The sequence below is a fragment of the Nosocomiicoccus sp. HMSC067E10 genome (genome assembly GCF_001810835.1).
Lineage (GTDB): Bacteria > Bacillota > Bacilli > Staphylococcales > Salinicoccaceae > Nosocomiicoccus > Nosocomiicoccus ampullae_A.
The window spans coordinates 1-23,276 of record NZ_KV802764.1; the positions used below are offsets into that span (position 1 = coordinate 1).

At 33.6% G+C, this 23,276-nt stretch carries 28 protein-coding genes; 26 read left to right on the forward strand and 2 right to left on the reverse strand.

Annotated features, from left to right (window positions below; genetic code table 11):
- Nucleotides 1-35 precede the first annotated feature (35 nt).
- Nucleotides 36-1,019 carry an aldo/keto reductase gene (locus HMPREF2767_RS04080; protein WP_070622701.1) on the reverse strand — a complete coding sequence of 328 codons (984 nt, stop codon included), beginning with the start codon at nt 1,017-1,019 and terminating at the stop codon, nt 36-38.
- Between the two features lie 82 nt (nt 1,020-1,101).
- On the opposite strand from HMPREF2767_RS04080, the gene HMPREF2767_RS04085 reads away from it, so the two are divergent.
- The 13 genes from HMPREF2767_RS04085 to HMPREF2767_RS04145 all read left to right on the forward strand — a co-directional run bounded on the left by HMPREF2767_RS04085 (nt 1,102) and on the right by HMPREF2767_RS04145 (nt 12,869).
- Complete coding sequence (locus HMPREF2767_RS04085) at nt 1,102-1,653, forward strand: NUDIX hydrolase (protein ID WP_070456489.1); 552 nt, start codon at nt 1,102-1,104, stop codon at nt 1,651-1,653.
- Between the two features lie 86 nt (nt 1,654-1,739).
- Nucleotides 1,740-2,198, forward strand: a complete 459-nt coding sequence (locus tag HMPREF2767_RS04090) for a ferric iron uptake transcriptional regulator (protein ID WP_070456491.1) — start codon at nt 1,740-1,742, stop codon at nt 2,196-2,198.
- Nucleotides 2,188-3,078 carry a site-specific tyrosine recombinase XerD gene (xerD, locus tag HMPREF2767_RS04095; protein ID WP_068128387.1) on the forward strand — a complete coding sequence of 297 codons (891 nt, stop codon included), beginning with the start codon at nt 2,188-2,190 and terminating at the stop codon, nt 3,076-3,078. The genes HMPREF2767_RS04090 and xerD overlap by 11 nt, the downstream gene beginning before the upstream one ends.
- 16 nt (nt 3,079-3,094) lie before the next feature.
- Entirely contained in the window at nt 3,095-4,267 is a 1,173-nt protein-coding gene (gene deoB, locus HMPREF2767_RS04100) for a phosphopentomutase (protein WP_070622702.1), read from the forward strand.
- A gap of 137 nt (nt 4,268-4,404) precedes the next feature.
- Nucleotides 4,405-5,112, forward strand: coding sequence for a segregation and condensation protein A (locus tag HMPREF2767_RS04105; RefSeq protein WP_068128390.1), 708 nt, complete (start codon nt 4,405-4,407; stop codon nt 5,110-5,112).
- A complete protein-coding gene (gene scpB, locus HMPREF2767_RS04110) occupies nt 5,112-5,663 on the forward strand; it encodes an SMC-Scp complex subunit ScpB (protein WP_070622703.1) in 552 nt (183 codons plus the stop codon). Before HMPREF2767_RS04105 ends, scpB begins: the two co-directional genes overlap by 1 nt.
- Complete coding sequence (locus HMPREF2767_RS04115; RefSeq protein ID WP_070622704.1) at nt 5,656-6,387, forward strand: pseudouridine synthase; 732 nt, start codon at nt 5,656-5,658, stop codon at nt 6,385-6,387. The genes scpB and HMPREF2767_RS04115 overlap by 8 nt, the downstream gene beginning before the upstream one ends.
- An 82-nt stretch (nt 6,388-6,469) precedes the next feature.
- Nucleotides 6,470-7,012 carry a redoxin domain-containing protein gene (locus tag HMPREF2767_RS04120; RefSeq protein ID WP_070622705.1) on the forward strand — a complete coding sequence of 181 codons (543 nt, stop codon included), beginning with the start codon at nt 6,470-6,472 and terminating at the stop codon, nt 7,010-7,012.
- A gap of 1 nt (nt 7,013) precedes the next feature.
- Nucleotides 7,014-8,672, forward strand: coding sequence for a cytochrome c biogenesis protein ResB (locus tag HMPREF2767_RS04125; RefSeq protein ID WP_070622706.1), 1,659 nt, complete (start codon nt 7,014-7,016; stop codon nt 8,670-8,672).
- A gap of 5 nt (nt 8,673-8,677) precedes the next feature.
- Nucleotides 8,678-9,883 (forward strand): c-type cytochrome biogenesis protein CcsB, encoded by a 1,206-nt coding sequence (gene ccsB / locus HMPREF2767_RS04130; RefSeq protein WP_070622707.1) that lies wholly within the window; start codon nt 8,678-8,680, stop codon nt 9,881-9,883.
- 12 nt (nt 9,884-9,895) lie between these two features.
- The gene (locus HMPREF2767_RS04135) at nt 9,896-10,606 is read left to right on the forward strand and encodes a response regulator transcription factor (RefSeq protein WP_068128401.1); all 711 of its coding nucleotides are present in this window, start codon (nt 9,896-9,898) and stop codon (nt 10,604-10,606) included.
- Nucleotides 10,603-12,303, forward strand: coding sequence for a HAMP domain-containing sensor histidine kinase (locus tag HMPREF2767_RS04140; protein WP_070622708.1), 1,701 nt, complete (start codon nt 10,603-10,605; stop codon nt 12,301-12,303). The genes HMPREF2767_RS04135 and HMPREF2767_RS04140 overlap by 4 nt, the downstream gene beginning before the upstream one ends.
- Nucleotides 12,300-12,869: an ECF transporter S component gene (locus tag HMPREF2767_RS04145; protein WP_070622709.1), complete on the forward strand. Its 570-nt coding sequence runs from the start codon at nt 12,300-12,302 to the stop codon at nt 12,867-12,869. Before HMPREF2767_RS04140 ends, HMPREF2767_RS04145 begins: the two co-directional genes overlap by 4 nt.
- A 78-nt stretch (nt 12,870-12,947) precedes the next feature.
- On the opposite strand, the gene HMPREF2767_RS04150 is transcribed toward HMPREF2767_RS04145, so the two are convergent.
- Nucleotides 12,948-13,199, reverse strand: a complete 252-nt coding sequence (locus HMPREF2767_RS04150; RefSeq protein WP_102167314.1) for a ferredoxin — start codon at nt 13,197-13,199, stop codon at nt 12,948-12,950.
- Between the two features lie 152 nt (nt 13,200-13,351).
- Between HMPREF2767_RS04150 and HMPREF2767_RS04155 the strand changes: the two genes are divergently transcribed.
- From HMPREF2767_RS04155 to ndk, 13 genes are all read left to right on the forward strand, one after another.
- Nucleotides 13,352-14,308, forward strand: coding sequence for a LysM peptidoglycan-binding domain-containing protein (locus HMPREF2767_RS04155; RefSeq protein ID WP_070622710.1), 957 nt, complete (start codon nt 13,352-13,354; stop codon nt 14,306-14,308).
- Between the two features lie 15 nt (nt 14,309-14,323).
- On the forward strand, nt 14,324-14,983 hold the full coding sequence (gene cmk / locus HMPREF2767_RS04160; RefSeq protein WP_070622711.1) for a (d)CMP kinase: 660 nt from the start codon (nt 14,324-14,326) through the stop codon (nt 14,981-14,983).
- The gene (locus tag HMPREF2767_RS04165; RefSeq protein ID WP_068128413.1) at nt 14,973-15,569 is read left to right on the forward strand and encodes a lysophospholipid acyltransferase family protein; all 597 of its coding nucleotides are present in this window, start codon (nt 14,973-14,975) and stop codon (nt 15,567-15,569) included. Before cmk ends, HMPREF2767_RS04165 begins: the two co-directional genes overlap by 11 nt.
- Before the next feature lie 55 nt (nt 15,570-15,624).
- Complete coding sequence (rpsA, locus tag HMPREF2767_RS04170) at nt 15,625-16,806, forward strand: 30S ribosomal protein S1 (RefSeq protein WP_070622712.1); 1,182 nt, start codon at nt 15,625-15,627, stop codon at nt 16,804-16,806.
- Between the two features lie 93 nt (nt 16,807-16,899).
- Nucleotides 16,900-18,210 carry a ribosome biogenesis GTPase Der gene (gene der, locus HMPREF2767_RS04175; RefSeq protein ID WP_070622713.1) on the forward strand — a complete coding sequence of 437 codons (1,311 nt, stop codon included), beginning with the start codon at nt 16,900-16,902 and terminating at the stop codon, nt 18,208-18,210.
- Between the two features lie 16 nt (nt 18,211-18,226).
- Entirely contained in the window at nt 18,227-19,279 is a 1,053-nt protein-coding gene (locus tag HMPREF2767_RS04180; protein ID WP_070622714.1) for an NAD(P)H-dependent glycerol-3-phosphate dehydrogenase, read from the forward strand.
- Nucleotide 19,280: 1 nt separating this feature from the next.
- Nucleotides 19,281-19,487 (forward strand): DUF2768 domain-containing protein, encoded by a 207-nt coding sequence (locus HMPREF2767_RS04185; RefSeq protein ID WP_083286818.1) that lies wholly within the window; start codon nt 19,281-19,283, stop codon nt 19,485-19,487.
- Nucleotides 19,480-20,220 carry a hypothetical protein gene (locus HMPREF2767_RS04190; RefSeq protein WP_070622715.1) on the forward strand — a complete coding sequence of 247 codons (741 nt, stop codon included), beginning with the start codon at nt 19,480-19,482 and terminating at the stop codon, nt 20,218-20,220. Before HMPREF2767_RS04185 ends, HMPREF2767_RS04190 begins: the two co-directional genes overlap by 8 nt.
- 105 nt (nt 20,221-20,325) lie before the next feature.
- Entirely contained in the window at nt 20,326-20,598 is a 273-nt protein-coding gene (locus HMPREF2767_RS04195) for an HU family DNA-binding protein (protein ID WP_040928142.1), read from the forward strand.
- A 58-nt stretch (nt 20,599-20,656) separates the two neighbouring features.
- Nucleotides 20,657-21,118 carry a hypothetical protein gene (locus HMPREF2767_RS04200; RefSeq protein ID WP_070622716.1) on the forward strand — a complete coding sequence of 154 codons (462 nt, stop codon included), beginning with the start codon at nt 20,657-20,659 and terminating at the stop codon, nt 21,116-21,118.
- Nucleotides 21,108-21,815 carry a demethylmenaquinone methyltransferase gene (locus tag HMPREF2767_RS04205; protein ID WP_068128425.1) on the forward strand — a complete coding sequence of 236 codons (708 nt, stop codon included), beginning with the start codon at nt 21,108-21,110 and terminating at the stop codon, nt 21,813-21,815. Before HMPREF2767_RS04200 ends, HMPREF2767_RS04205 begins: the two co-directional genes overlap by 11 nt.
- A complete protein-coding gene (locus HMPREF2767_RS04210) occupies nt 21,799-22,755 on the forward strand; it encodes a polyprenyl synthetase family protein (protein ID WP_070623008.1) in 957 nt (318 codons plus the stop codon). Before HMPREF2767_RS04205 ends, HMPREF2767_RS04210 begins: the two co-directional genes overlap by 17 nt.
- Before the next feature lie 63 nt (nt 22,756-22,818).
- On the forward strand, nt 22,819-23,265 hold the full coding sequence (gene ndk, locus HMPREF2767_RS04215) for a nucleoside-diphosphate kinase (RefSeq protein WP_068128426.1): 447 nt from the start codon (nt 22,819-22,821) through the stop codon (nt 23,263-23,265).
- The last annotated feature ends 11 nt before the right edge of the window (nt 23,266-23,276 follow it).

Here is a 23,276-nt window from a genome sequence, read left to right on the forward strand (position 1 = left end):
TCCAAAAGTCCAACTTTTGGGTAGCACAACATTTTTTATGGCTGACTTATTTTTTTACGTAATTTCTTCAAAACATTCTTTTTATCGTTATCTTCTTGATGTGTAACTGTTTTTGGATCTCTATGTTCTTTGTAATGTTTCTTCTCAACTTTAGAACAAATGTCTTCAATTACTTCGTCTCGTATAGTTTTTGCTGTTTCATAATGGCGTAAGTTTTTCTTGAGCTGAGAAACAGTACTTACACCTTGTACGATTACGACATTTTTATTCATTAAATATTTATAAGCGATAGCTTCAAGAGGGTAGCCATATTCTTTGATCATTAATATAATTTCTCTTAATTCATCCTGTGAATATCCCATATAACCATGTTTAAACTTTGTTTTAAGTGCTACATCATAATTTTCAGTGAGGAGTCCTTGCATTAACGGACCTCTGGCTAAAAATACATAGTCGTCAGATAGATATTCTTCACTTCGATTATCGATAATGTTTAGTGGTGCCATCAGTACTGATATATCACTATTTTCAGTGTAGTAGTCAATGACATTTTTACGCGTAGTTGAGATACCGTAACTTTTAATGTCGCCTTTTCTTTTTAATGATTCAAACTCACGGATTGTTTCATCCATATTATCGTGAACAGTTCCACCGTGTAACATTAATAAGTCAATCACATCGCGTGATAAACGAAGTTTTGACTGACTAACAGCATGTTTAATATATTCTGCACTTGGATTCCATTTAATTTTTTCACGAAGTGCTGCATCAAATTCATTACCTACTTTTGTTCCGATATTATATTCGAAAAACTGTCCGTAATCGAATAAAATTGAACCAATAACAGCTTCATTTTTACCATATTGATATAAGTCCGCAGTATCGAAGTAGTTAATACCGGACTCAAATGCTAATCTAATAATCTCACTTAACTCTTCACGGTCATCTAGTGGTAAATTCATCGTACCTAGTGCAAATTGTGAAATGGATTGCTTATCTTTAGTAACAAAATATTTCAAAATGTCACTCCTAACGTTTACAATATTATATATAAATAAGTATAACTCAATTTAACTACTGAATATAGTGAGGTAATACAAGATGAATCAAAATGATGATCAATTAGTTGAAAAGAAACTATCGCATAAAGATATTTATAAAGGAAAAATTATTGATGTTACTGTGTACGATGTTGAATTACCAAACGGAGAAACGAGTAGTAGAGAAGTTGTGTATCATCAAGGTGCAGTAGGAATTATCGCTGTGCACGATGGATATATGTATTTTGTAAAACAGTATAGAATTGCGGCAGAAGAAGTTTTATTAGAGATTCCTGCTGGTAAGATAGAACCGAAAGATACACCTGAACAAACAGCTATAAAAGAGTTAAAAGAAGAAACGGGTCTAGTCGCTAAAGAGGTTCAATATTTACAAGAGTTTTATGTATCTCCAGGATTTTCTAATGAAATCATCTATTTATTTGAAGCAGATCAATTAGAGCTTGAAGAACAAAAATTAGATGAAGATGAATTTTTAGAAATTGAAAAAATTAAAATAACTGATCTAGAACACTTAATGAAAGAAAACGTGTTTAGAGATGCGAAAACGTTAATCGCAGTTCAACACGTTTTATATTCAAACAATTATAAATAAGAACATAAAACAGTCGTTTTTATTTAAACTATTTTAAATAAGCACCATTTCTAGTATAATTAACTATGAAAATCGGAGTGGTGCAAGTGGAAACTAAATTGAAAACAGTTAAAGAACAGTTACAACAATCAGGTTATAAACTGACACCTCAAAGGGAAGTCACGTTACGCGTATTACTTGAAAATAACAGTAAACATTTAAGTGCAGAAGATGTGTTTCAACGCGTTAAAGAAAAGTATCCTGAAATTGGTCTTGCAACTGTATATCGTACATTAGAATTACTATGTGATCTAAAAATTATTGTTAAAGCAAATTTCGGCGACGGTGTCTCAAGGTATGATTTTAAAGAGCCTGGTGAAAAGCACTTTAATCATCATTTGATTTGCGTAAAGTGTGGAAAGATTATTGAAGTTGAAGATGATCTTTTATATGACGTTGAACAAATCGTCGAACACGAGTTTAATTTTAAAGTACTGAATCATCGTTTGACATTTCACGGTGTATGTCACGAATGCCAAATGAAGGAAGACATTAATGAAAAATAACGAAAGAGATATAGAAGATTATCTGTCGTTTTTAAGAATAGAACGCGGTCTTTCTAACAGTACTTTAGACTCTTACGCACAAGACCTTAATTTATATCGCGATTTTTTAGACAAATTAGACCTTACTTTTAGTACAGTTTCTTCTACTGATATCATTAACTTTTTAAAAGAAGAAAAAGAAAAAGGCAAACGCTCGAAAACACTTGCACGACTCCAGTCAACGTTAAGAAATTTCCATCAATATTTAATTAATGACGGGAAAACAGATAAAAATCCTGCTGCACTTTTGAGTAGTATAAAAATCGAACAATCACTTCCTGACAGTTTAACGATTGAAGAGATGGAACAGCTACTAGATACACCGGAACCTACGACGTCAGGCATTAGAGATAAAGTTATGATGGAACTACTCTATGCAACAGGTATCCGTGTTTCAGAACTCATTTCAATGAATACGATCAATGTAAATAGTGAAATGGGTTTTATTACTGTTGTCGGTAAAGGCCAAAAGGAACGTATTATCCCAATTACGGATTACGTCGCAGAGTTATTACAAGAATATATAGTCGATATACGAATCAATCTACTAAAAGATAAAGATACGGATGCATTATTTTTAACAAATCGTGGTAATAGTTTTACAAGGCAAGGCGTATGGAAGATGATTAAAAAGTATAATTTACTGAGTGGTATTTCAAAAAATGTCACACCACATACATTCAGACATACTTTTGCAACACATTTAATTGAAAATGGTGCAGACTTAAGAATTGTTCAAGAACTACTTGGTCATACAGACATTTCAACAACACAAGTATATACACATCTTTCTAAAAAATCAGTGAAAGAAATGTATGACAAATTTCATCCGCGAAAATAAAGGAAGAAGGTTAATTATGTTTAAAAGAATTCATTTAATCGTATTAGACTCTGTTGGAATAGGAGAAGCTAAAGATGCTGAAAACTTTGGTGATAAAGGAGCACACACTTTAAAACACACGTTAGAATCTAAAGCAGTAGATCTTTCAAACCTTGAATCACTTGGTCTAGGATGTATAGAAGAATTACCTGGATTAAATTGTCCTAAACAACCAAATGCATTTTTTGCGAAGATGAGTGAAGTATCACGTGGAAAAGATACGATGACTGGTCATTGGGAAATTGCAGGTTTAAACATTAAAACACCATTTAAAACATATCCAGACGGATTTCCTGACGCACTTATCAAAAAAATAGAAGAAAAAACGAATCGTAAAGTCGTATGTAATTTACCATATTCAGGAACTGAAGTGATCGATGATTACGGTGAATACCATATGAAGACGGGTGATTTAATCGTCTATACTTCAGCAGACCCTGTACTTCAAATTGCTGCACATGAAGAGGTCATTCCTGTCGATGAATTATATGAGATTTGTGAAACGGTCCGTGAACTGACATTAGACGATGAGTTTTTAGTTGGTCGCGTAATTGCAAGACCATTCATTGGAGAAGGTAAAGGTAAATTTACAAGAACTGAAAATCGTCACGATTATGCACTCAGTCCGTTTGAACCGACTGTATTAGATGCGTTAAAAGATAACGATTATACAGTATATGCCGTCGGTAAAATAAATGATATTTTCAACGGTCAGGGTATTACTGATATGGTTCGTACGAAAAATAATATGGATGGTGTCGATAAATTACTCAATGTTATGGATAAAGATTTTGAGGGACTATCATTTACTAACTTAGTAGATTTTGATGCAGTTTATGGTCACCGAAGAGATAGTGAAGGATATGCGGATGCATTAAAAGAATTCGATGACCGTTTACCAGAGATTTTTAGTAAATTAAAAGAAGATGATTTACTGATTATCACTGCAGACCACGGTAATGATCCAACATTTACAGGTACAGACCACACACGAGAGTATGTTCCATTAATTGTAACTTCAAAAAAGCAGTTTGATTACAAAAAAATAAATGACCGTAAAACTTTTAGTGATGTAGCTGCTACTATTGCAGACAATTTTAATGTACAATTTAGTACACATGGTAATAGCTTTTTAGGAGAAATAAAATAGATGGATAAGGCAAAAGTATTTGTATTTCTATTTATATTGATCGTCTCGTTAATTTGGGGTTTCATTTACTGGATATACGTCGTCTAAGACTAAACGTCACGTTTAGTCTTTTTTAATTAAAGATAGGTTGTGAACTTATGAAAAATTATGAAGTAGAGTTAGACGTCTTTCACGGACCACTCGATTTATTACTTCATCTTATTAAAGAGTTAGAAATTGATATTTATGATATACCGATGGCAGTTTTAACGGAACAATATATGAATTATATTAAGCAGATGACAGAGCTTGAAATTAACGTTGCGAGTGAATATTTAGTTATGGCGAGCGAACTTTTAAGAATTAAAAGTAAGATGCTTTTACCTGAACCGCCACTTGAAGAATATACAGAAGATCCGCGTGAAGAGTTAATTTCACAATTGCTAGAGTATCAGAACTATAAAATGTATGCTGAGGAGTTAAAGCAACTAAAAGAAGCAGCTGAACAATTTTTAGTGAAAGCACCTCATGAATTTGAAGAAGTCGAAGTGAGTGATACATTTTCTATTTCCCTAGAAGAACTCATTACAGCTTATAACAAAGTAAGACAAAGAGTTGACGTTCAAAATACACACAGTTTTATTACAACAGAATCGTATACACATGAGGAAGCGACACTCTTTTTAAAAAAACGGTTTGAAAATCAGAATGAATTAACGTTAGAAGAAATGTTTTCGTCTGGCGTAAAACGATATCAAGTCGTTCAAATATTCCTAACGCTGTTAGAAGGTATTAGCCAAAGCACATTTAAGTTCGAAAAAAATAACGATGAATATACATTTATAAAATTAAAGGACGTAGCATAATGAGTGTAGAAAAAATTGATATCGTAGAAGCGATGCTTTATATCGCAGGAGACATTGGTGTGAAAGAGTCATCATTAATTAAAAATATCCCAATTACAAAAGATGAGTTAGAACATTCTGTAGAGTTATACAACAAACATAAAAAACACTTAAATATTCTCGTTCATGAAGACATTTATTATTTAAAAACGACTCCGATTGTTGAAGAATACATTCTAAAGTTATTAAAGGAACGTCCAAGTAATAAATTGTCAAACCAAGCTTTGGAAGTATTGTCTATCATTGCGTATAATCAACCAGTAGCAAGAGGTATGATTGAAGAGTTACGAGGTGTATCTCCAGACGGTCCAATTCAGACACTTTTAAATAAGAATTTGATTCAACGTGTATCCATTGAAAATGACCGCCGAACATTTTATAAGACGACACAGACATTTTTAGAGATTTTCGGTCTCGAGACAATTACAGATTTACCAAGTGCCGATGAAATTGAAGAAGATGAACATATCGAACTATTCTTTAATCAGTTAAAAGGAGAAAATGATGAGTAAAGTTAGATTAAACAAAAAAATTGCAGATGCAGGTATAACGTCCCGTCGTAAAGCAGAACAATTAATATTAGATGGTCAAGTAAAAGTAAACGATAAAGTATGTAAAGAACTTGCAACGTTCGTTACTGATAAAGACAAAGTAGAAGTTAATGGTATTCCAATTGAAAATGAAACGCCCATTTATATTCTTTACCATAAACCGACTGGAGAGGTGTCTACAGTAAGTGACGATAAAGATCGTCGTACGGTTGTAGACAAGTTCGACCACTTAAATACGCGCATATATCCAGTTGGTCGTCTAGATTACGATACTTCGGGAATTTTATTACTCACAAACGATGGAGAATTTACAAATTATATGACCCATCCACGTTATGAGGTAGAAAAAACATACCGTGCAAAAATAAATAGAAGTTTAACGGACAGAGAACTTAAAGAATTAGAAAACGGAGTTATGCTGGAAGACGGAAAAACTTCTAAAGCAATCGTTGAAGTAATTCGAGATAAAAAAGATATGGATATGATTGTACAATTAACAATTACTGAAGGTAGAAATCATCAAGTCCGTCGTATGTTTGAATACTTTGATGCAGAAGTAATTAAACTTAAGCGTATCAGCTACGATTTCTTAACAATCGAAGGAGTTCCGACTGGTGAATATCGTTTCTTAACACCTCACGAAGTTAAACAATTAGTCGGACATGCAAAAGCAGTTTCGAAGTAGTTTAATTGTCATAGTTCTGTCAAAAACAAGATACTATAAATGCTATAATATATATAAGATATTAAAGAGGGGGGAGCGTTCATTGAGTAGATCCGTACGTAATATCATACGTATAACGATTATTATCGGAATCGTTGTATTAACTGCTGTGACTCTGTGGTTCAATTTTTCATCGAAAAATCAATCGACAAAAGTCGGAGATACCGCTGTAGATTTTAAATTGAAAACAACAGAAGGTGAGGTCATACATCTATATGAACTCACTAAAGAAAAAGGAGTCATCATCAACTTCTGGGGTACATGGTGTAAACCATGTCGTGAAGAAATACCACACTTAAGTGAAGCGAACGATTTAGGTGATGGTAGTGATTATGAGATTATTACAGTCAATGTTTCAGAAAACAAACAACAAATAAATCAATTCTTAAACAGCCTTGAAGAAGAAGTCAACTTAAGAATGGCTATGGATAGTGATCGTAGCGTAACTAAAGCTTATAACGTTGGACCTTTACCAACGACGATTGCTGTTGATAAAAATAATAAAATTGTTAAAAAACAAGAATATCAGTTAACTCAAGAAGACATACAAGATTTTATAAAAGCATTAAATGATAAAGGTGAATAATATGTCTAGCGAAAATGATTCAATCAAATGCCCGCACTGTGGACATTTCAATCCACCGGGGACTCAATTATGTCAGTCATGTGGATTACTGATTAATGAAGATTATGACAAAAAGAAAATTAAGGATGTCATGCGTTATGATGGAAGTGCAGTTCGTTCTAAAGTAAAATCGTCTTCTTTATTCGATAAAATATGGATATTTTTCACTTCCATTAGAAACGGTGTCATTATTATCGCGTTAATTGCTATCGCATCGGCAATCGGAACGATTCTACCACAAGAATACTTTATTCCTGTCGGTGTAAATGCAAGTGATTATTACTATGAAAACTATGGTTCGTTTGGAAAATTATATTATAGTTTAGGATTGCATAACTTATATTCTTCATGGTGGTTCTTACTATTAAATGCAATGCTCGCATTGTCTATTATTGCGGCAAGTATCGACCGTGGAGTACCATTATTTAAAACACTATATAATCAAGGGGTTAAAAAACACCCTTCATACTACAAAAGACAAAGAATATACCTACATAATGAAGATGTAGCAAATGATGATGTTGATCAGTTAATTAGTGAATTTAAAAAGAAAAAATATATTATTCGCAAAGAAGATAACTCGTACCTCCTTGAAAAGGGGCGTTTGTCTCGTTATGGTCCGTACATTAACCATACTGGATTAATTATATTATTAATCGGAAGTATGCTTCGCTTCTTCCCTGGAATGTATTTAGATGAACTTGTCTATGCACCTGAAGGAGAGACGGTACAACTTCCAGGTACAGGTGGTCAATATTATATTCGTAACGACAAATTTATCATTGACACGTACGATAAAGATTCAGGATCAGTGTTTGACAAATCTTTAAGCACGCAAGGAGAACTTGCAAGTAACTATCAAACGAACATTACGTTTTATGAAAATGAATCAGCAGATATCGTCGGTTCAGAGCCTGATTTAAAAGAAATAGATCAAGCGGAAATAAAAGTCAATCATCCGTTCATATATGATAGTTATCACTTATACCAATCGAGTTTTGATATGTCTGCAATGAAGTCGATGACGTTTGAACTTCAAGATAAAGAAGGGAATGTTTTATCTGAACCTTTTGAGATTATGTTAAAAGATTATTTAGACACGTATAAAGTTAAAGGTAAAGATGGAAATGACTTTGAAGTTCAACTTAGATCATTTGCACCAGACTATGCTGGAGTTGGTAATAATGGAACGTTAATTTCTAACACACCTGTTCCACGAAATCCTGCATTCTTATTTGAAGTTAATGATAGTGAAGGTAGCGAAGAGTATTCTCTCATTCAAATACAGAATACGACAGATATTTCCAAAGATAATAAATACAGTATTAAATTTGTATCGATGGAAAACGAAGTTGTTAGTGTATTAACACTTAAGAAAGATAAAACGATGTTCTTAATCGGTGCAGGTTTTGTTATTTTCTTAATCGGTGTGTTTATCGGTTCATATGTTAACCATAGACGTATTTGGATTAATTCTGATAATGGTCTTACACTTGCAGCACATACGAATCGTAACTACTACAGTATTACAAAAGAGATTAATGAAGCACTCGATAAGTATAATTTAGGCTATGTAGAAGATAGCGACTCAAAAGTTCATAACGAACGAATGAAAGGATAATGGTTATGACCGATCATCTACTATTAAAAATAAGTAACATCTCAATTTATATAGGATTTATTTTATTACTCATATCACTCGTACCACTTGGTATGAGTATTAGCTCTAAAAGATCAGCGCGTTACGCGAATATAGCAGTTTGGATCGTTACTCTTGCATTTGTACTAGAGCTTGCATATTTTGTGTTTAGATGGCTTGCAACTGGACATGCGCCAGTATCAAACCTTTTTGAATTTATTGCAATGTTCTCTATCATGCTAATTTTTGGATACTTAGTAACGTATCACTACTATAAGACGAAAGTTTTTGGATTATTTGCGATTCCTATTTCGTTATTATTACTTGGATATGGTGCGTTATTCTCAACAGATGTTGCACCACTTATTCCAGCGTTACAAAGTAACTGGCTTGCAATTCACGTAATAACAGTAACGATTTCATACGGGATATTATCGATGAGTGCTGTTGCGGGATTCATTTATTTACTAAAAATTATTCCGGAGAATGAAAAGTCTTGGAGATCATTTTCTCTAGAAGCAATTACGTATTTTATAATCGTCATTGTGACATTTATGTTAATGATGGTTCTTATGCGCGGTGTCGTGAAATACGAAGCAGACTTCTTCTACGTTGATCAGCAAGGGAATGAATCCGTTGTAACGTATAATTTACCAAGCTTAATTAACTATAAAGATTCAATTCCAGTTGAGCATTTAGGAAATAATGAATACGATCGTACAGAGCACTTTACAACAGGTATTGAAGTTCCACCGATCATAAAAGCTCATTCATTAAATACGGTAATATGGTCTATCGGTGTCGGTTTAATTGTTTATGGTTTATTACGACTCATTTTAAGAAGACGTATTTACACATTACTTAAACCAGTTGCAAATAAAGCCGACTTAAACTTAATGGACGACATTGGATATCGTTCAGTAATAATCGGTTTCCCATTATTTGCATTAGGTGGTATTTTCTTCGCAGCAATTTGGGCACAAGCAGCTTGGAGTAGATTCTGGGGCTGGGACCCGAAAGAAACATGGGCGTTTATTACGTTTATGTTCTATACAATTTTCTTACACTTACGTATTAATAGAGGGTACGAAGGTGAAAAATCAGCGTGGTTAGCCGTTGCAGGATTTTTCTTAATCTTATTCAACTTAGTCGCAATTAACTTAATTGTCGCTGGCTTACATTCATACGCTTAAAGAGGTGACGAAATGTCGAAACGTAAAGTATTGGTTGTAGATGATGAAGAAAGAATTCGTAAACTTGTCATCTTATATTTAGAAGCAGATGATTATGAAATTACAGAAGCAGATAATGGTGACGATGCTTTAGAACTTGCACTGAATGAAGACTTTGATTTAATTATTTTAGATGTAATGATGCCTGGAAAAGATGGGTTTGAAGTGACGAGACAGCTAAGAATGCATAAGTCAACACCGATTCTCTTATTAACTGCTAAAGGTGAAGAAAATGACGTATTAGAAGGTTTTGAAGCAGGTGCTGATGATTACGTTAAAAAGCCATTCTCTCCACGTGAAGTGTTACAGAGAACTAAAGCTATTTTAAAACGTTCATCACAAACTGCGTATATGAAATTCGATTCATCAAGTCGCGACATTATCGTCTATGAGCATCTAGAAATTGATAACGACGCACACAAAGTAACTGTAGATGGACAATATGTAAATTTAACGCCGAAAGAGTACGAGTTATTACTATTTTTAGCTGAAAATCCTGACAAAGTATTCGATCGTAAAGAACTGTTAAAAGAGGTTTGGAATTATGAGTTTTACGGTGATTTACGAACAGTCGATACACATATTAAACGTTTGAGAGAGAAGTTAAATGATGTATCTGTCGATGCAAGTTTAATGATTCAAACTGTTTGGGGCGTCGGATATAAATTCGTGGTTACAGAATGACGATTAAAAATAGTTTAGTTGTAAAACTGTGGTTTACTATCATCATGATAGTAACCGCAGTTTTAATTATATTGTCCATTAGTTTAGCTTTTTACTTTAGAAACTACGCTCTAAATAGTAGCGATCAAAAACTATTAAACGATTTAGAGCGTATAGAACAAGAAATACTCAGTCAACACGAACCTGTCATTGAATCTACAAAAGTAATTACTGAAGAGAACTTAATCATTTACCAAGACGGTCAATTTGTATCGAGTAATACAGAGACAGACCGATCTGTGTTTAACTACATTTTAAATAGTGAAGGCCTACAAGAGGATACTTTTTTCGTTAAAGATGAAGAAAACATCGATTACATGGTAAAAGTGCTTAATATGACGCAGTACTATGATACAGATACAATGCTTATAAAATACTCGGATATGTCACCGATTTATAAATCGATACGTGATATTACGATGATCATATCAGTGAGTGCTTTTGTATTATTTATCGTTACGACGTTATTTGCTTTTATTTTAATCCAAAGAATTACTGATCCATTAATTGATTTGAGAAATGCTTCGTTAAAAATGGCAAGTGGAAAATTCCAAAAATTAGAAGTTAAAAATTTTGATGAAATCGGAGAATTGACACTTGCATTTAATAAGATGAGTGAAGATATTAAAGGAAATATCGATAACCTCGAGTATGAGAAAAACTTGAGAGAATCAATATTCACATCAATTTCTGATGGTATAGTATTTTTTGATGAATCAAACAGTCAAATTTACCGAAATAAAGAAGGTAATACATGGTTCAAAGAGATTTCACAGCATGAAAGCTTAATAGAAAAAATAAACGAATGTATTATTCGCTGTCGGGAAAACTTTGAATCTTATTCGATTACTGAAGAGCTAGATACAGATACGTATATTGAAATTTTCTTCACACCTGTGAATTATGCAGAGTCAAAAACAGGTGTTACGATGACTATCCGTAACGTGTCGCATGAGAAGAAACTAGAAACGATGCGCGCACAGTTTATATCGAGTGTATCTCATGAGTTAAAAACTCCAATGGTTATGGTCACTGGTTATACTGAGGCATTACTAGATGAAATTGTCACTGATCCAAAACAAATAAAGAATATGTTAAGTATTATTAAAGAAGAATCTGACCGTATGAATCACTTAATCAACGAGTTAATTGAAATTAATAAGTTAGAAACTGAATCGGGATTATTTAATATTAAAGAAAATGATTTAAACGTGTTGATGGCTGATTTACAGAAGCGATTTGATTATGAAATGAAGAAAAATCAGTTGAACTTTAAAGTTAAAAATAGGCTAAATAATTCTCTCGTTCCTTTTGACTATGATAAAATGTACCAAGTGTTTACGAATTTAATCGATAATTCAATTAGATATACTTCAGACGGAGATACTATCTCAATAAACATTGACGAAACGAACACTCATGTAGTGATTACATTATCTGATACAGGTATTGGTATGAAAGCTTCAACGCTAAATCGTATATTTGAACGTTTCTATAAAGAAGATAAAGCAAGAACCAGAGGTAAACAAGGTACAGGTCTTGGACTTAGTATCGTAAAAAGTATTATTAATGGCCATAAAGGAACAATTACGGTTGATAGCGAGTACGAAAAAGGCACAACATTTATTATGACGTTAAGCAAAGGAGAACAACTATGAACCAGTCACAGATTTACAAAATAATTATGATTAGTATTTTATCAGCGATTTCTTTTATACTCATGCTGATAAGCGTACCACTACCATTCTTTCCACCATTTTTAAAGTTTGATATTGCAGATATTCCTGCCTATATAGGATTTATACTATTCGGTGGTGGAGTCGGAGTTTTAATTATAGTTATAAAAATTATCATATATGGTTTTCTCGTTTCCAGTGAACCAATCGGTCCGATAGCGAATTTACTCGCATCACTTAGTTACTTAATTCCGATATATATTATCTATGTTAAAAGTAAAACGAGCAAAAGTTTAATAACGGGAATTGTCGTCGGTACACTATTCATGACGTTCGTGTTATCGATACTTAATTACTTTATCTTATTACCATTATATGGAATGATTTTAGATCAGCGTGCAGTGTTTGAAAACGTAAAAACACTTGTAACAGCAGGTATCATTCCATTTAACATCGTAAAAGGTATTTTACTCGGTGTAGTCATCTATATCGTTCACACAAAATTAATTCCAATACTGAAAAAGCAAAAAGAAAAGAGTACTCTGTAAAACTGATGTGCTACCCTAAAGTTGGATTTTAGTGTCCAACTTTAGGGGTGCAGCTCATTAAAAACAGAGTACTCTTTTTTATTCAAACTTTAACGGATCTCCGTCGAACGGTTCATCGGCTACTTTTATGGAATCTGTCGGACACCCTAGATACGCCATCTCAAGGTCACCAAGGAGTTCTTCAGGAACAGGTGTTATACCTTCATTGTTATCGAGTATGGAGTACGAAATCCCGTCATCGTCATAATCGAAAATATCCGGCGCTGATGCTCCACATGCTCCACAAGCAATACAAGTGTCCTGGTCAGAAATAGTATATTTAATCGTCACATTGTCACCTCTTAATAACACTATATTAAGGTGTTTATTTCTTCTTTTCAACCAATTGCTTTTCAAAAATTCCTCGCTTTCGAATTCCCTTTAAAAGTATAGGAAAAAAGACTATAATAAAAGTACTAATGTATGTAGGGTAGGAATGTATTATGAAAGATGATTTTTATAAAGATATACAGCATAAACGTACTGATACAAAAAAAGATGAACGAACAAGACGTCGATCTAGAAAAAATAAAGTAGACGAACAGTTCAGCCGTAGCGCGAAGTATAATCGTGAAGAAAATAAAACTGTAAAAAATGAAAATAAAAAAGAAAACAAACCTAAAAAAGATGACGATAAGTCTGTAATTGCTGCAATTTTAGCATCCTTCAAGAGTACTTCATCGAAATATGGTGATCAGTTTTCTAAAGAGATGCAGCAATCAAAATCAAAGTTAAAAGATTTTAAAAACAAACATTTAAACACTCAATCAATTAAAAACAATAAAAATAAAAAGTCTCTACTCGTTTTACTCGCACTTTTAATTCCGTTAACTCTCGTTTTAGGTGTAATGATTGTCTCTAACTTTTGGCCTTCAGGTGACGGTATAGATGAAAAATCTGTTGCAAGCGATAAAAAAGAAGAGAACACGAGACAAATTGACAAAGAATTTGAAAGTAAAAAAGCTGAATTAGAAAAGCAGTTTGCAAAAAACAAAGATAGTAACTCTAATAAAAAGAGTAAAGATAATAAAGACGGTGAAGAAGTCGCTTCAAATAAAGATGGTAATCTGCCAGCGAAATACTCTGAAGAACAAATCGCAAGTCTTGAAAAGCTTGGTCAATCAGTCATCTCGTCTAAGAAAGAATCTGACGTAAAGAAGGCCGAACAAAAAGCAGCTGAAGAAAGAGAACGTGAACGCCAAGCTGAAGAGGCTAAAAAGAAAGAAGAAGAAGAGAAAAAAGTCGGAGCGACACACGTTGTTACTGCGCAAGATAACTTATACCGAATTGCACTTAAATATTACGGAGCTGGTACAGAAGAAAACATCCAGAAAATAAGAAGCGCGAACGGTATTTCAGGAAACAACTTAACAGTTGGTCAAGAACTCATTATTCCATAAGAAAAGGTGTCATGAATGTCAAAAATTAATATAACAATTGATGGTCCTGCTGCCGCTGGTAAAAGTACCATCGCAAAAATTGTTGCGAACCATTTAAATTATAAATATTTAGATACCGGTGCAATGTACCGAGCGGTTACTTTATATTCTCTGAATCTAAGTGAATCACTTACGGAATCAAATATTACAGACGCTAAAATAAATTTTAGTGAATCTGGAGATGTATTTTTAAACGATACGAACGTTACGAAAGATATTCGTAATAGTGAAGTAACAAATAAAGTAAGTTCTATTGCTTCGATCGATTTTGTACGTGATTATCTCGTTGATATGCAACGTGAAATAGCAGCAGATAAAGGTATTGTAATGGACGGTAGAGATATCGGTACTGTTGTAATTCCAGATGCTGAGTTAAAAATTTATTTAACAGCGAGTCCTGAAATTCGTGCAAAACGTCGACTTATTGAAGAAGAAGCTCGTGGAAATAATATTACATTAGATAATTTAATTAAAGAAATCATCGCACGTGATGAAAGTGATATGAACCGCGAACATTCACCTTTAAAAAAAGCAGACAGTGCAATAGAGATTAATACTGATAATATGACGATTGACGAAGTTGCATCGGCAATTTTAAATTATGCACGCGAAAGGATTAACGACAATGTTTTATAAAATTATGAAAGTATTTGTGACGTTATATTACCGAGTGCGTCATAAAATCACAGTCATCGGTGAAAACAACATTCCAAAAGAAGGTCCAGTTTTACTCGCTGCAAATCACAAATCATTACACGATCCACCAGCAATTGGTATTTCCGTAAAACGTGAGATGTCATTTTTTGCAAAATCTGAGCTGTTTAAAAACAAATTATTCGGAGCAGCAATCCGTAATTTAAATGCAATACCTGTCAATAGAGGTAAAGGAGATCGTGCGGCATTAAAAACGTCGATCGAGGCATTAAAAGAGGGACGTATGCTTTTAATGTTTCCTGAAGGGACACGTAACAAAGATAAAAAGGATGAGTTAAGACCCCTTCAAGAAGGTGCAAGCTTTATCGCAATGAGTGCAAAAGCACCGATTGTGCCAGTTGCTGTACGTGGAAATTATGATGATAAAAATGGCGTAACGATTATATTCGGTCAACCTATATATACAGATGAGTTAAGGAAAGATGGATTAAAGAGAAAAGATATTACGAAAATTTTAGAAAATAATCTAAATAATTTGTTAAATGGACCTTTACACCTTGACAAATAGCTAGATTTATAGGAACTTAATAGTATTAAGCGTTTTAAAATTGGAGGATAACGGTATGACAAACGAAGAAAAATTTGAAGAAAACTTAGAAGTTGAAAACACAGAAACTGTTGAGTCTAAATACAACGAAGGCGACGTTGTAACTGGTAAAGTTTCTAAAGTTGAAGAAAAGTTTGTAGAAGTTGAACTTGAAGACGGTACGACTGGAGTCGTTCCAATTAGTCAATTAACTTCAAAACGAATTGATACAACAGATGAGATTGTAAGTCTTGATGATGAGCTTACAGCTAAAGTAATTAAAATCGAAGATGAGTCAACAGTAGTTGTTTCTGTACGTCAATATGAGACAGAAGAAGCATACAATGACTTAAAATCAAAAAAAGATAACGATGAAACAATTCAAGCAGAAGTAATTGAGGTTGTTCCTGCTGGATTAGTTGTTGACGTCGGTGCACGTGGTTTCATCCCGGCATCACTTATTTCAACACAATTCGTTGAAGACCTTACTCAATTTGACGGTCAAACTCTAGACGTTAAAGTTGAAGACGTTGATCCAGAAAATAACCGTATTATTTTAAACAGACGCGTTTTAGAAGAAGCAGCTGAAAAAGAAGAATTACTTAAAAACTTCGATTCACTTGAAGAAGGTGAAGTCGTTGAAGGTGAAGTTGTTCGTACAACAAACTTCGGTGCTTTCGTTAATGTTAATGGGGTAGATGGTCTCGTACACATCTCAGAAATTGACTACAACAGAGTAGATAGCGTTGAAGATGCTGTTTCAATCGGTGACACGGTCAACGTTAAAATTCTTTCAGTAGACAAAGATAACGAAAGAGTATCACTTTCAATTAAACAAGCTGGAGACAGTCCGTTCGATAAATTCTTCAACGATCATAAAGTCGGTGACGTCGTAAAAGGAACTGTTAAACGCCTAGTAGACTTCGGTGCTTTCGTAGAAGTGGCTGAAGGTGTAGAGGGGCTTGTACACGTATCAGAAATTTCATATGATCATGTTGAACACCCACAAGACGTATTAAAAGCAGAAGAAGAAGTCGATGTTAAAATTATCGGATTCAACGAAGAAGACGAAAAAACATCACTTTCAATTAAAGCAACAAAAGAAAAACCACAACGTTCAGTTCAACAAAAAGATAAAACAGTTTATAAAGACGAAGAAGACGATGCACCTACATTAAGAGATATTTTAGGTGATAAACTTAAAGATTTAGGTCTTTAATCTTACGTAAAAGAGCGAGGGAACTCGCTCTTTATTTTTTTATAGAATAAAATTAGAGTTATGATAAAATATAAGAGAAATGAGGGAAGTTGAATGATACCTACAGTAGCAGTCGTGGGACGACCGAACGTTGGAAAATCCACGTTATTTAACAGAATTATTGGAGAAAGAAAATCAATTGTAGAAGATACTCCAGGCGTTACAAGAGACCGAATATACGCTACAGGAGATTGGCTCGGTCATGAATTTAATATCATAGATACTGGTGGAATTGAACTCGATGACAACTTATTCCAAAATGAAATTTCAGTACAAGCAGAAATTGCAATTAATGAAGCTGATGTAATAGTAATGGTAGTAAATGGACGTGAAGGTGTTACAAATGATGATGTTCACGTTGCAAATATTTTACATCGTTCAAAAAAACCTGTCGTATTAATGGTCAATAAAATCGATTCTTACGAAATGCGTTCAGAAATATATCAGTTTTATGAATTAGGTCTAGGCGAACCTTATCCAGTATCTGGTTCTCATGGTTTAGGATTAGGTGATGTTCTAGATAAAGTCATTGAAAACTTTAGTACATTAAACTATGAAGTGGATGAAGATGACTCAATTAAAGTTTCTTTAATTGGACGACCGAACGTTGGTAAATCTAGTTTAGTCAACGCAATACTCGGTGAAGATCGTGTCATTGTTTCGAATATTGCTGGGACGACTCGAGATGCTATCGATACAAAACTTGAAAAAGACGGGTTTAACTATACATTTGTCGATACGGCGGGTATTCGTAAACGAGGAAAAGTGTACGAAAACACAGAAAAATATTCGGTATTACGAGCTAACGTTGCGATTGAACGAAGCGACGTAGTTTTACTCGTTTTAAACGGCGAAGAAGGTATTCGAGAACAAGATAAACGCATTGCAGGAATTGCACATGAAGCAGGAAGAGCAATTGTTATAGTCGTTAACAAATGGGACGCCGTTGAAAAAGATACACAAACGATGCGTAAATTCGAACTAAAGATTAGAGATCAATTTAGATTTTTAGATTATGCACCAATTGCATTCGTTTCAGCGAAAACTAAAAGTCGTGTGCATACGTTATTCCCACTTATTCATACAGTCGATAATGCACATAAGCAACGCGTTCAATCGAGTGCGTTAAACGAAGTGCTAGTAGATAGTGTTGCAATGAATCCTACACCGACAGATAAGACAGGAAAACGATTAAATATTTTCTACGGGACTCAAGTCAGCGTCGCACCACCGACGTTTGTAGTTTTTGTAAACGATCCAGAGCTCATGCATTTTAGTTATAAGCGATACTTAGAAAATCGTTTAAGAGAAGCTTTTGACTTTACAGGAACACCAATTCATATCATTACACGTCGTCGAAATTAATATAGGAGAGAGTTTTATGAATATAACAATTATAGGGACAGGTAGTTTTGGTACAAGTCTTTCAATGATACTCGATTCTAACAATCATCATGTACTAATGTACGGCAGAAATAAAAGTACTGTTCAAGAAATCAACAAAGATCATACGAACAAAAACTATTTAAAAGATATTACGCTAAGTGAGACAATTAAAGCGACAGATGATCTTAAAGATGCTATTAAGCATGGTGATATATTAATACTCGCAGTTCCAGTAAAAGCAGTCCGAACTGTAAGTAAACAAATTAACGATTATTTAAATGAATTAGATAAACAAGTGTTAATATGTCACGTTGCTAAAGGATTAGAACTAGGTACTCATAAACGTGTGTCTGAAATTATCATTGAAGAAATTGACGAAAAAAATTATACAGACGTCGCAATTTTAAGTGGACCATCACACGCAGAGGAAATCGCATTAAAACAACCGACAACAGTAAGTACAGCCTCAATAAATAAAACAGGTCAAAAGCAAATTCAAGATGTATTTATAAATAAATACTTTAGAGTGTATGAAAACAATGACTTAATTGGCGTGGAAGTAGGCGGTGCGCTTAAAAATATTATCGCCCTTGGAATTGGTATTTTAGATGGTCTAGGATTTGGAGATAATACAAAATCTGCTGTTATTACGCGAGGTCTTCATGAGATCGCAAGACTCGGTACTAAAATGGGTGCGAATCCTTTAACTTTTATGGGATTAACAGGTGTCGGTGACTTAATTGTAACAGCGATGAGTGAACATTCTAGAAACTTCAGATGTGGGAAGATGCTCGCTAGTGGACAGTCACTCGACGATATTGTTGAAAATATGGGAATGGTCGTCGAAGGTGTTAACACGACAAAAGCAGCATACGAGCTTGCAAAAATTCACGACGTCGATATGCCGATTACGAATGTATTGTACGAATATTTATTTGAATCAATCTCTGAGACAGATGCTTTAATCTCTTTAATGATGAGAGAAAGAAAGTCTGAAACGGAAGGTTTATTAGAAATTATGAGAAATCATTTAGAAGCGGAGAAATAAAATGTTTGATATATCTAGAATGGATTTAATGTGGGTGTCGTTTTATTCGATGGGTGCGATGGCACTTGCGGCACTCTTAATATATATCGCACGTTATAAAATGCCATATCGTTTCGTAAGTATTATCATGTCAATTATTGCATGGTTACTTCTAATATTTGCATTTATAACAATGATACTCGTATTAGGAGGCAGTAACCATGCGTAACGCATTAAAACTATTCGTTTTATTATCAGTTTCACTCTTACTAAGTGCTTGTATGTATCCACAGAGTGAGCGTGATAAAAATGCACAGCCAAAAGAATCACAAATTGAAATGGTCGAGAACGCAGTCAAACAATTCCAAGAAGATAACGATGGATTATTACCATTTAAAACAACTGAAAATCATCTAGAAAATAGAGAGTATTTACAATACCAAGTAGACTTTAACAAATTAGTTCCGGACTATATTAGTGATATTCCACCGACAGCGTTTGAAAATGGTGGACATTATCAATATGTCATTATCGATGAAGATACAGATCCTAAAGTTAAAATCGCAGATTTAAGAATTACGAACACAATTCGCTCGTTAACGACTCGCTTAAACATACTTAGTGACCATGTTAAATTAGGTGATACGGTCGGTCCGAACGTTTATATGTTAGATTTAGATCATTATCATCTCGATCAAAATCCAACAGTTACGAGCCCATATACAGGTAATCCATTAAACGTATACTTTAACGGTGGAGAAGAATTTTTGGTTGATTATCGTGAAGATGTGCAACATATCATTGATGACCAAGAATTGTCGTTTAAACCTGGCGAAGACGTACGCCACGTTTTATATGAACAAACACCTGTCGTACCGATTTACAGTCCAGAATTAACCGTCGATGAAAACAATAATGTTATCTTTATGACGAGCAAAATAAAAAAAGAAGCAAATAAATAATAATATATTAAAGAATGCTGAAATATGTTGAAGTGACGGCATTCCTGTGGTAAAGTCAAAACATAATGATTAATCATTATATAGAATCTAGGAGGTCATTTAATTATGAACAAGACTGATTTAATTAACGCAGTAAGCGACAAAGCTGATCTTACTAAAAAAGATGCAGGTGCTGCTGTAGACGCAGTTTTCGAAGCAATCCAAGGATCACTAACTAAAGGTGAAAAAGTTCAATTAATCGGATTCGGTACTTTCGAAGTACGTGAGCGTGCTGCACGTAAAGGACGTAACCCACAAACTGGTGAAGAAATTGAAATTGCAGCATCTAAAGTACCAGCTTTCAAAGCAGGTAAAGCTCTAAAAGACGCAGTAAAATAAGAATTTTAATAGACCTAACTGATGTTAGGTCTATTCATTTATAAGGGTGATTTTTTTGTTGGCGTTAAGTGAAATTATGACTTATTTTGATGATGACATTCAAAACAAATATTCAAACTTTGTAAATGAACTAACTGATGATACATATTATTTATTTAAAGATAAAGAAATGATTGAAGCTGTTATAAAATTTAATATCGCATTACTTCTACTCGATGAAGAGCCTAACACAGATACAGTCGAAACACATATTTTATACAATGATTTATTAATGACAGAGTTTTACAGTGCGATGGCAGATAAAGGTCATTACAAAATACTATCTGATATAGTAGTGCTAACAAAACAATCAATCTCAAAAAAATCAAAATGTTATGAAATGAATCAATTATCGTTTAAAAATAAAAAAGAGTTATTGTTTACGCCGATTGATTATTTAATTTCAAATGGATATATCAGTAACACTATAGATAAAACGATTGAAGCATTTTTAGATGATGGTGAAAATAATGAAAGATAATAAAATACAAAATATATTTAACACAATTTCAAAAGATTACGACCAAATGAATGACATTATAAGTTTTAAACAACATGATGTATGGCGTAAAAAGACGATGTCTGAAATTTTTCTTCACGATGATGATAATGTATTAGATCTATGTTGTGGAACTGGTGACTGGACAATTCAACTTGCTGAAAGTAATCCTAATGTAAATGTAATTGGATTAGACTTCAGTGAAAACATGCTAAAAGTTGCAGAGAGTAAAGTGAAACATCTTCAAAATGTAGAGTTACTTCAAGGTGATGCAATGGATTTACCGTTTGAAGATAATTCATTTGATTTGATTACGATTGGTTTTGGTTTAAGAAATTTACCAGATTATAAACAAGCGCTTATTGAAGTGGCTAGAGTCCTAAAACCAGGCGGTCATTTCGTTATTCTAGAAACATCTAATCCGAATAACAAAGTCGTTGCGACATTATTTAACATATATTTCGGTAAAATCATGCCATTATTTGGAAAAATCTTTGCGAAAAGTGGCGAAGAGTACAAATGGCTCTATGAGTCAACGAGAGATTTTCTATCAAAAGAAGAGTTAAAAGATTTAATGGATTCAACTGGGTTTACAAATATAAAAATAGTCCCTCATAACATGGGTATGGCTGCAACCCATTTAGCATATAAACCGATTGATTATGACAAAACCGTTTAAATCTTTTATAAAGCCTGATTTAAAGAAAATAGAGGCGTATATTAAAAAGAATCTAGACCCAGGAACTTCTATAGTAAACGATGAAAGTTTTAATTTATACGTCACAGGCGGTAAAAAGCTTAGACCATCACTTGCACTTCTCGTTGGTAAATTAGGGGACAAAGATAAATATAATGATTTAATTAAAACTGCAGCGAGTTTAGAACTAATTCATATGGCAAGCTTAGTTCATGATGATATTATCGATGACTCAGAGACGAGAAGAAAACGTAAGACTACGTTTTATAAACATGGTTACTTTCAAGCAGTTAATACAGGTAACTTTTTAATTTCCAGTGCGATAGAAGCAGTGTCTCACATAGAACATCAAGAGTTTCACGACACATATGCTCTTGCGATGCGTCAAATTGTAGAGGGAGAGCTATTCCAATTCGATACTCAGTTTGACGATATGCAGACAATAGATAATTATTTAGATAAAATTTATAAAAAGACAGCGTTACTCATCGTATTAAGTATTAAACTTGGAGCATTTGCTACCAATGTTGATCGAAAAGTACTTAAATCTTTGATTGAATACGGATATAACGTTGGAATGAGTTTTCAAATTATAGATGACTGTTTAGATTTTACAGCTAGTGAAAAAATCCTTGGTAAACCTAAATTTTCAGATTTAAAAAATGGTCATTATACATTACCTGTACTATTACTTAGAAATAAAGATAGCACATTTAGATCAATGTTAAAAAAGTATAGTAAGCATAGAGCAAACAGTGAAGAATTATCCAAATATATATTAGAATCTAATGCGATTCAAGAGTCAAAAGCAATAAGTAATAAATATTTAGATGACGCATTACAAAATGTGACGGATATTGAGTCACCAATTAAAGAATATTTAGTTGAAGTAGTAGAAAAACTGAGAGACAGATTAAATTAAAGTGACATTTATTACTCATAAATGATATGATATACAGAGACTAGTTAAAGGAGATTATGTCAAATGGAAAGAACATTTTTAATGATTAAACCAGACGGCGTTCAAAGAAACCTTATTGGACCAATCGTTGAGCGTTTAGAAAACAAAGGGTTTAAAATTGTAGGTGCAAAATTAATGCAAGTATCAGATGAGCTTGCTAAAACTCACTACGGTGAACACAGCGAAAAGCCATTCTTCGGTGAGTTAGTAGACTTCATTACTTCAGGACCAGTATTCGCAATGGTTTTAGAAGGTGAAAACATCATCAGTACTGCTCGCTTAGTTGTTGGTGCTACAAACCCTCAAGAAGCAGCTCCAGGAACAATCCGCGGAGACTTTGGTTTAACAGTTGGTAAAAATATTATTCACGGTTCAGACTCACCTGAAAGTGCTGAGCGTGAAATTAATCTTTTCTTTGATGAATCAGAGCTTATCGATTATAGCTTAATCAATAAAGATTGGATCTATTAATGATAACAAGG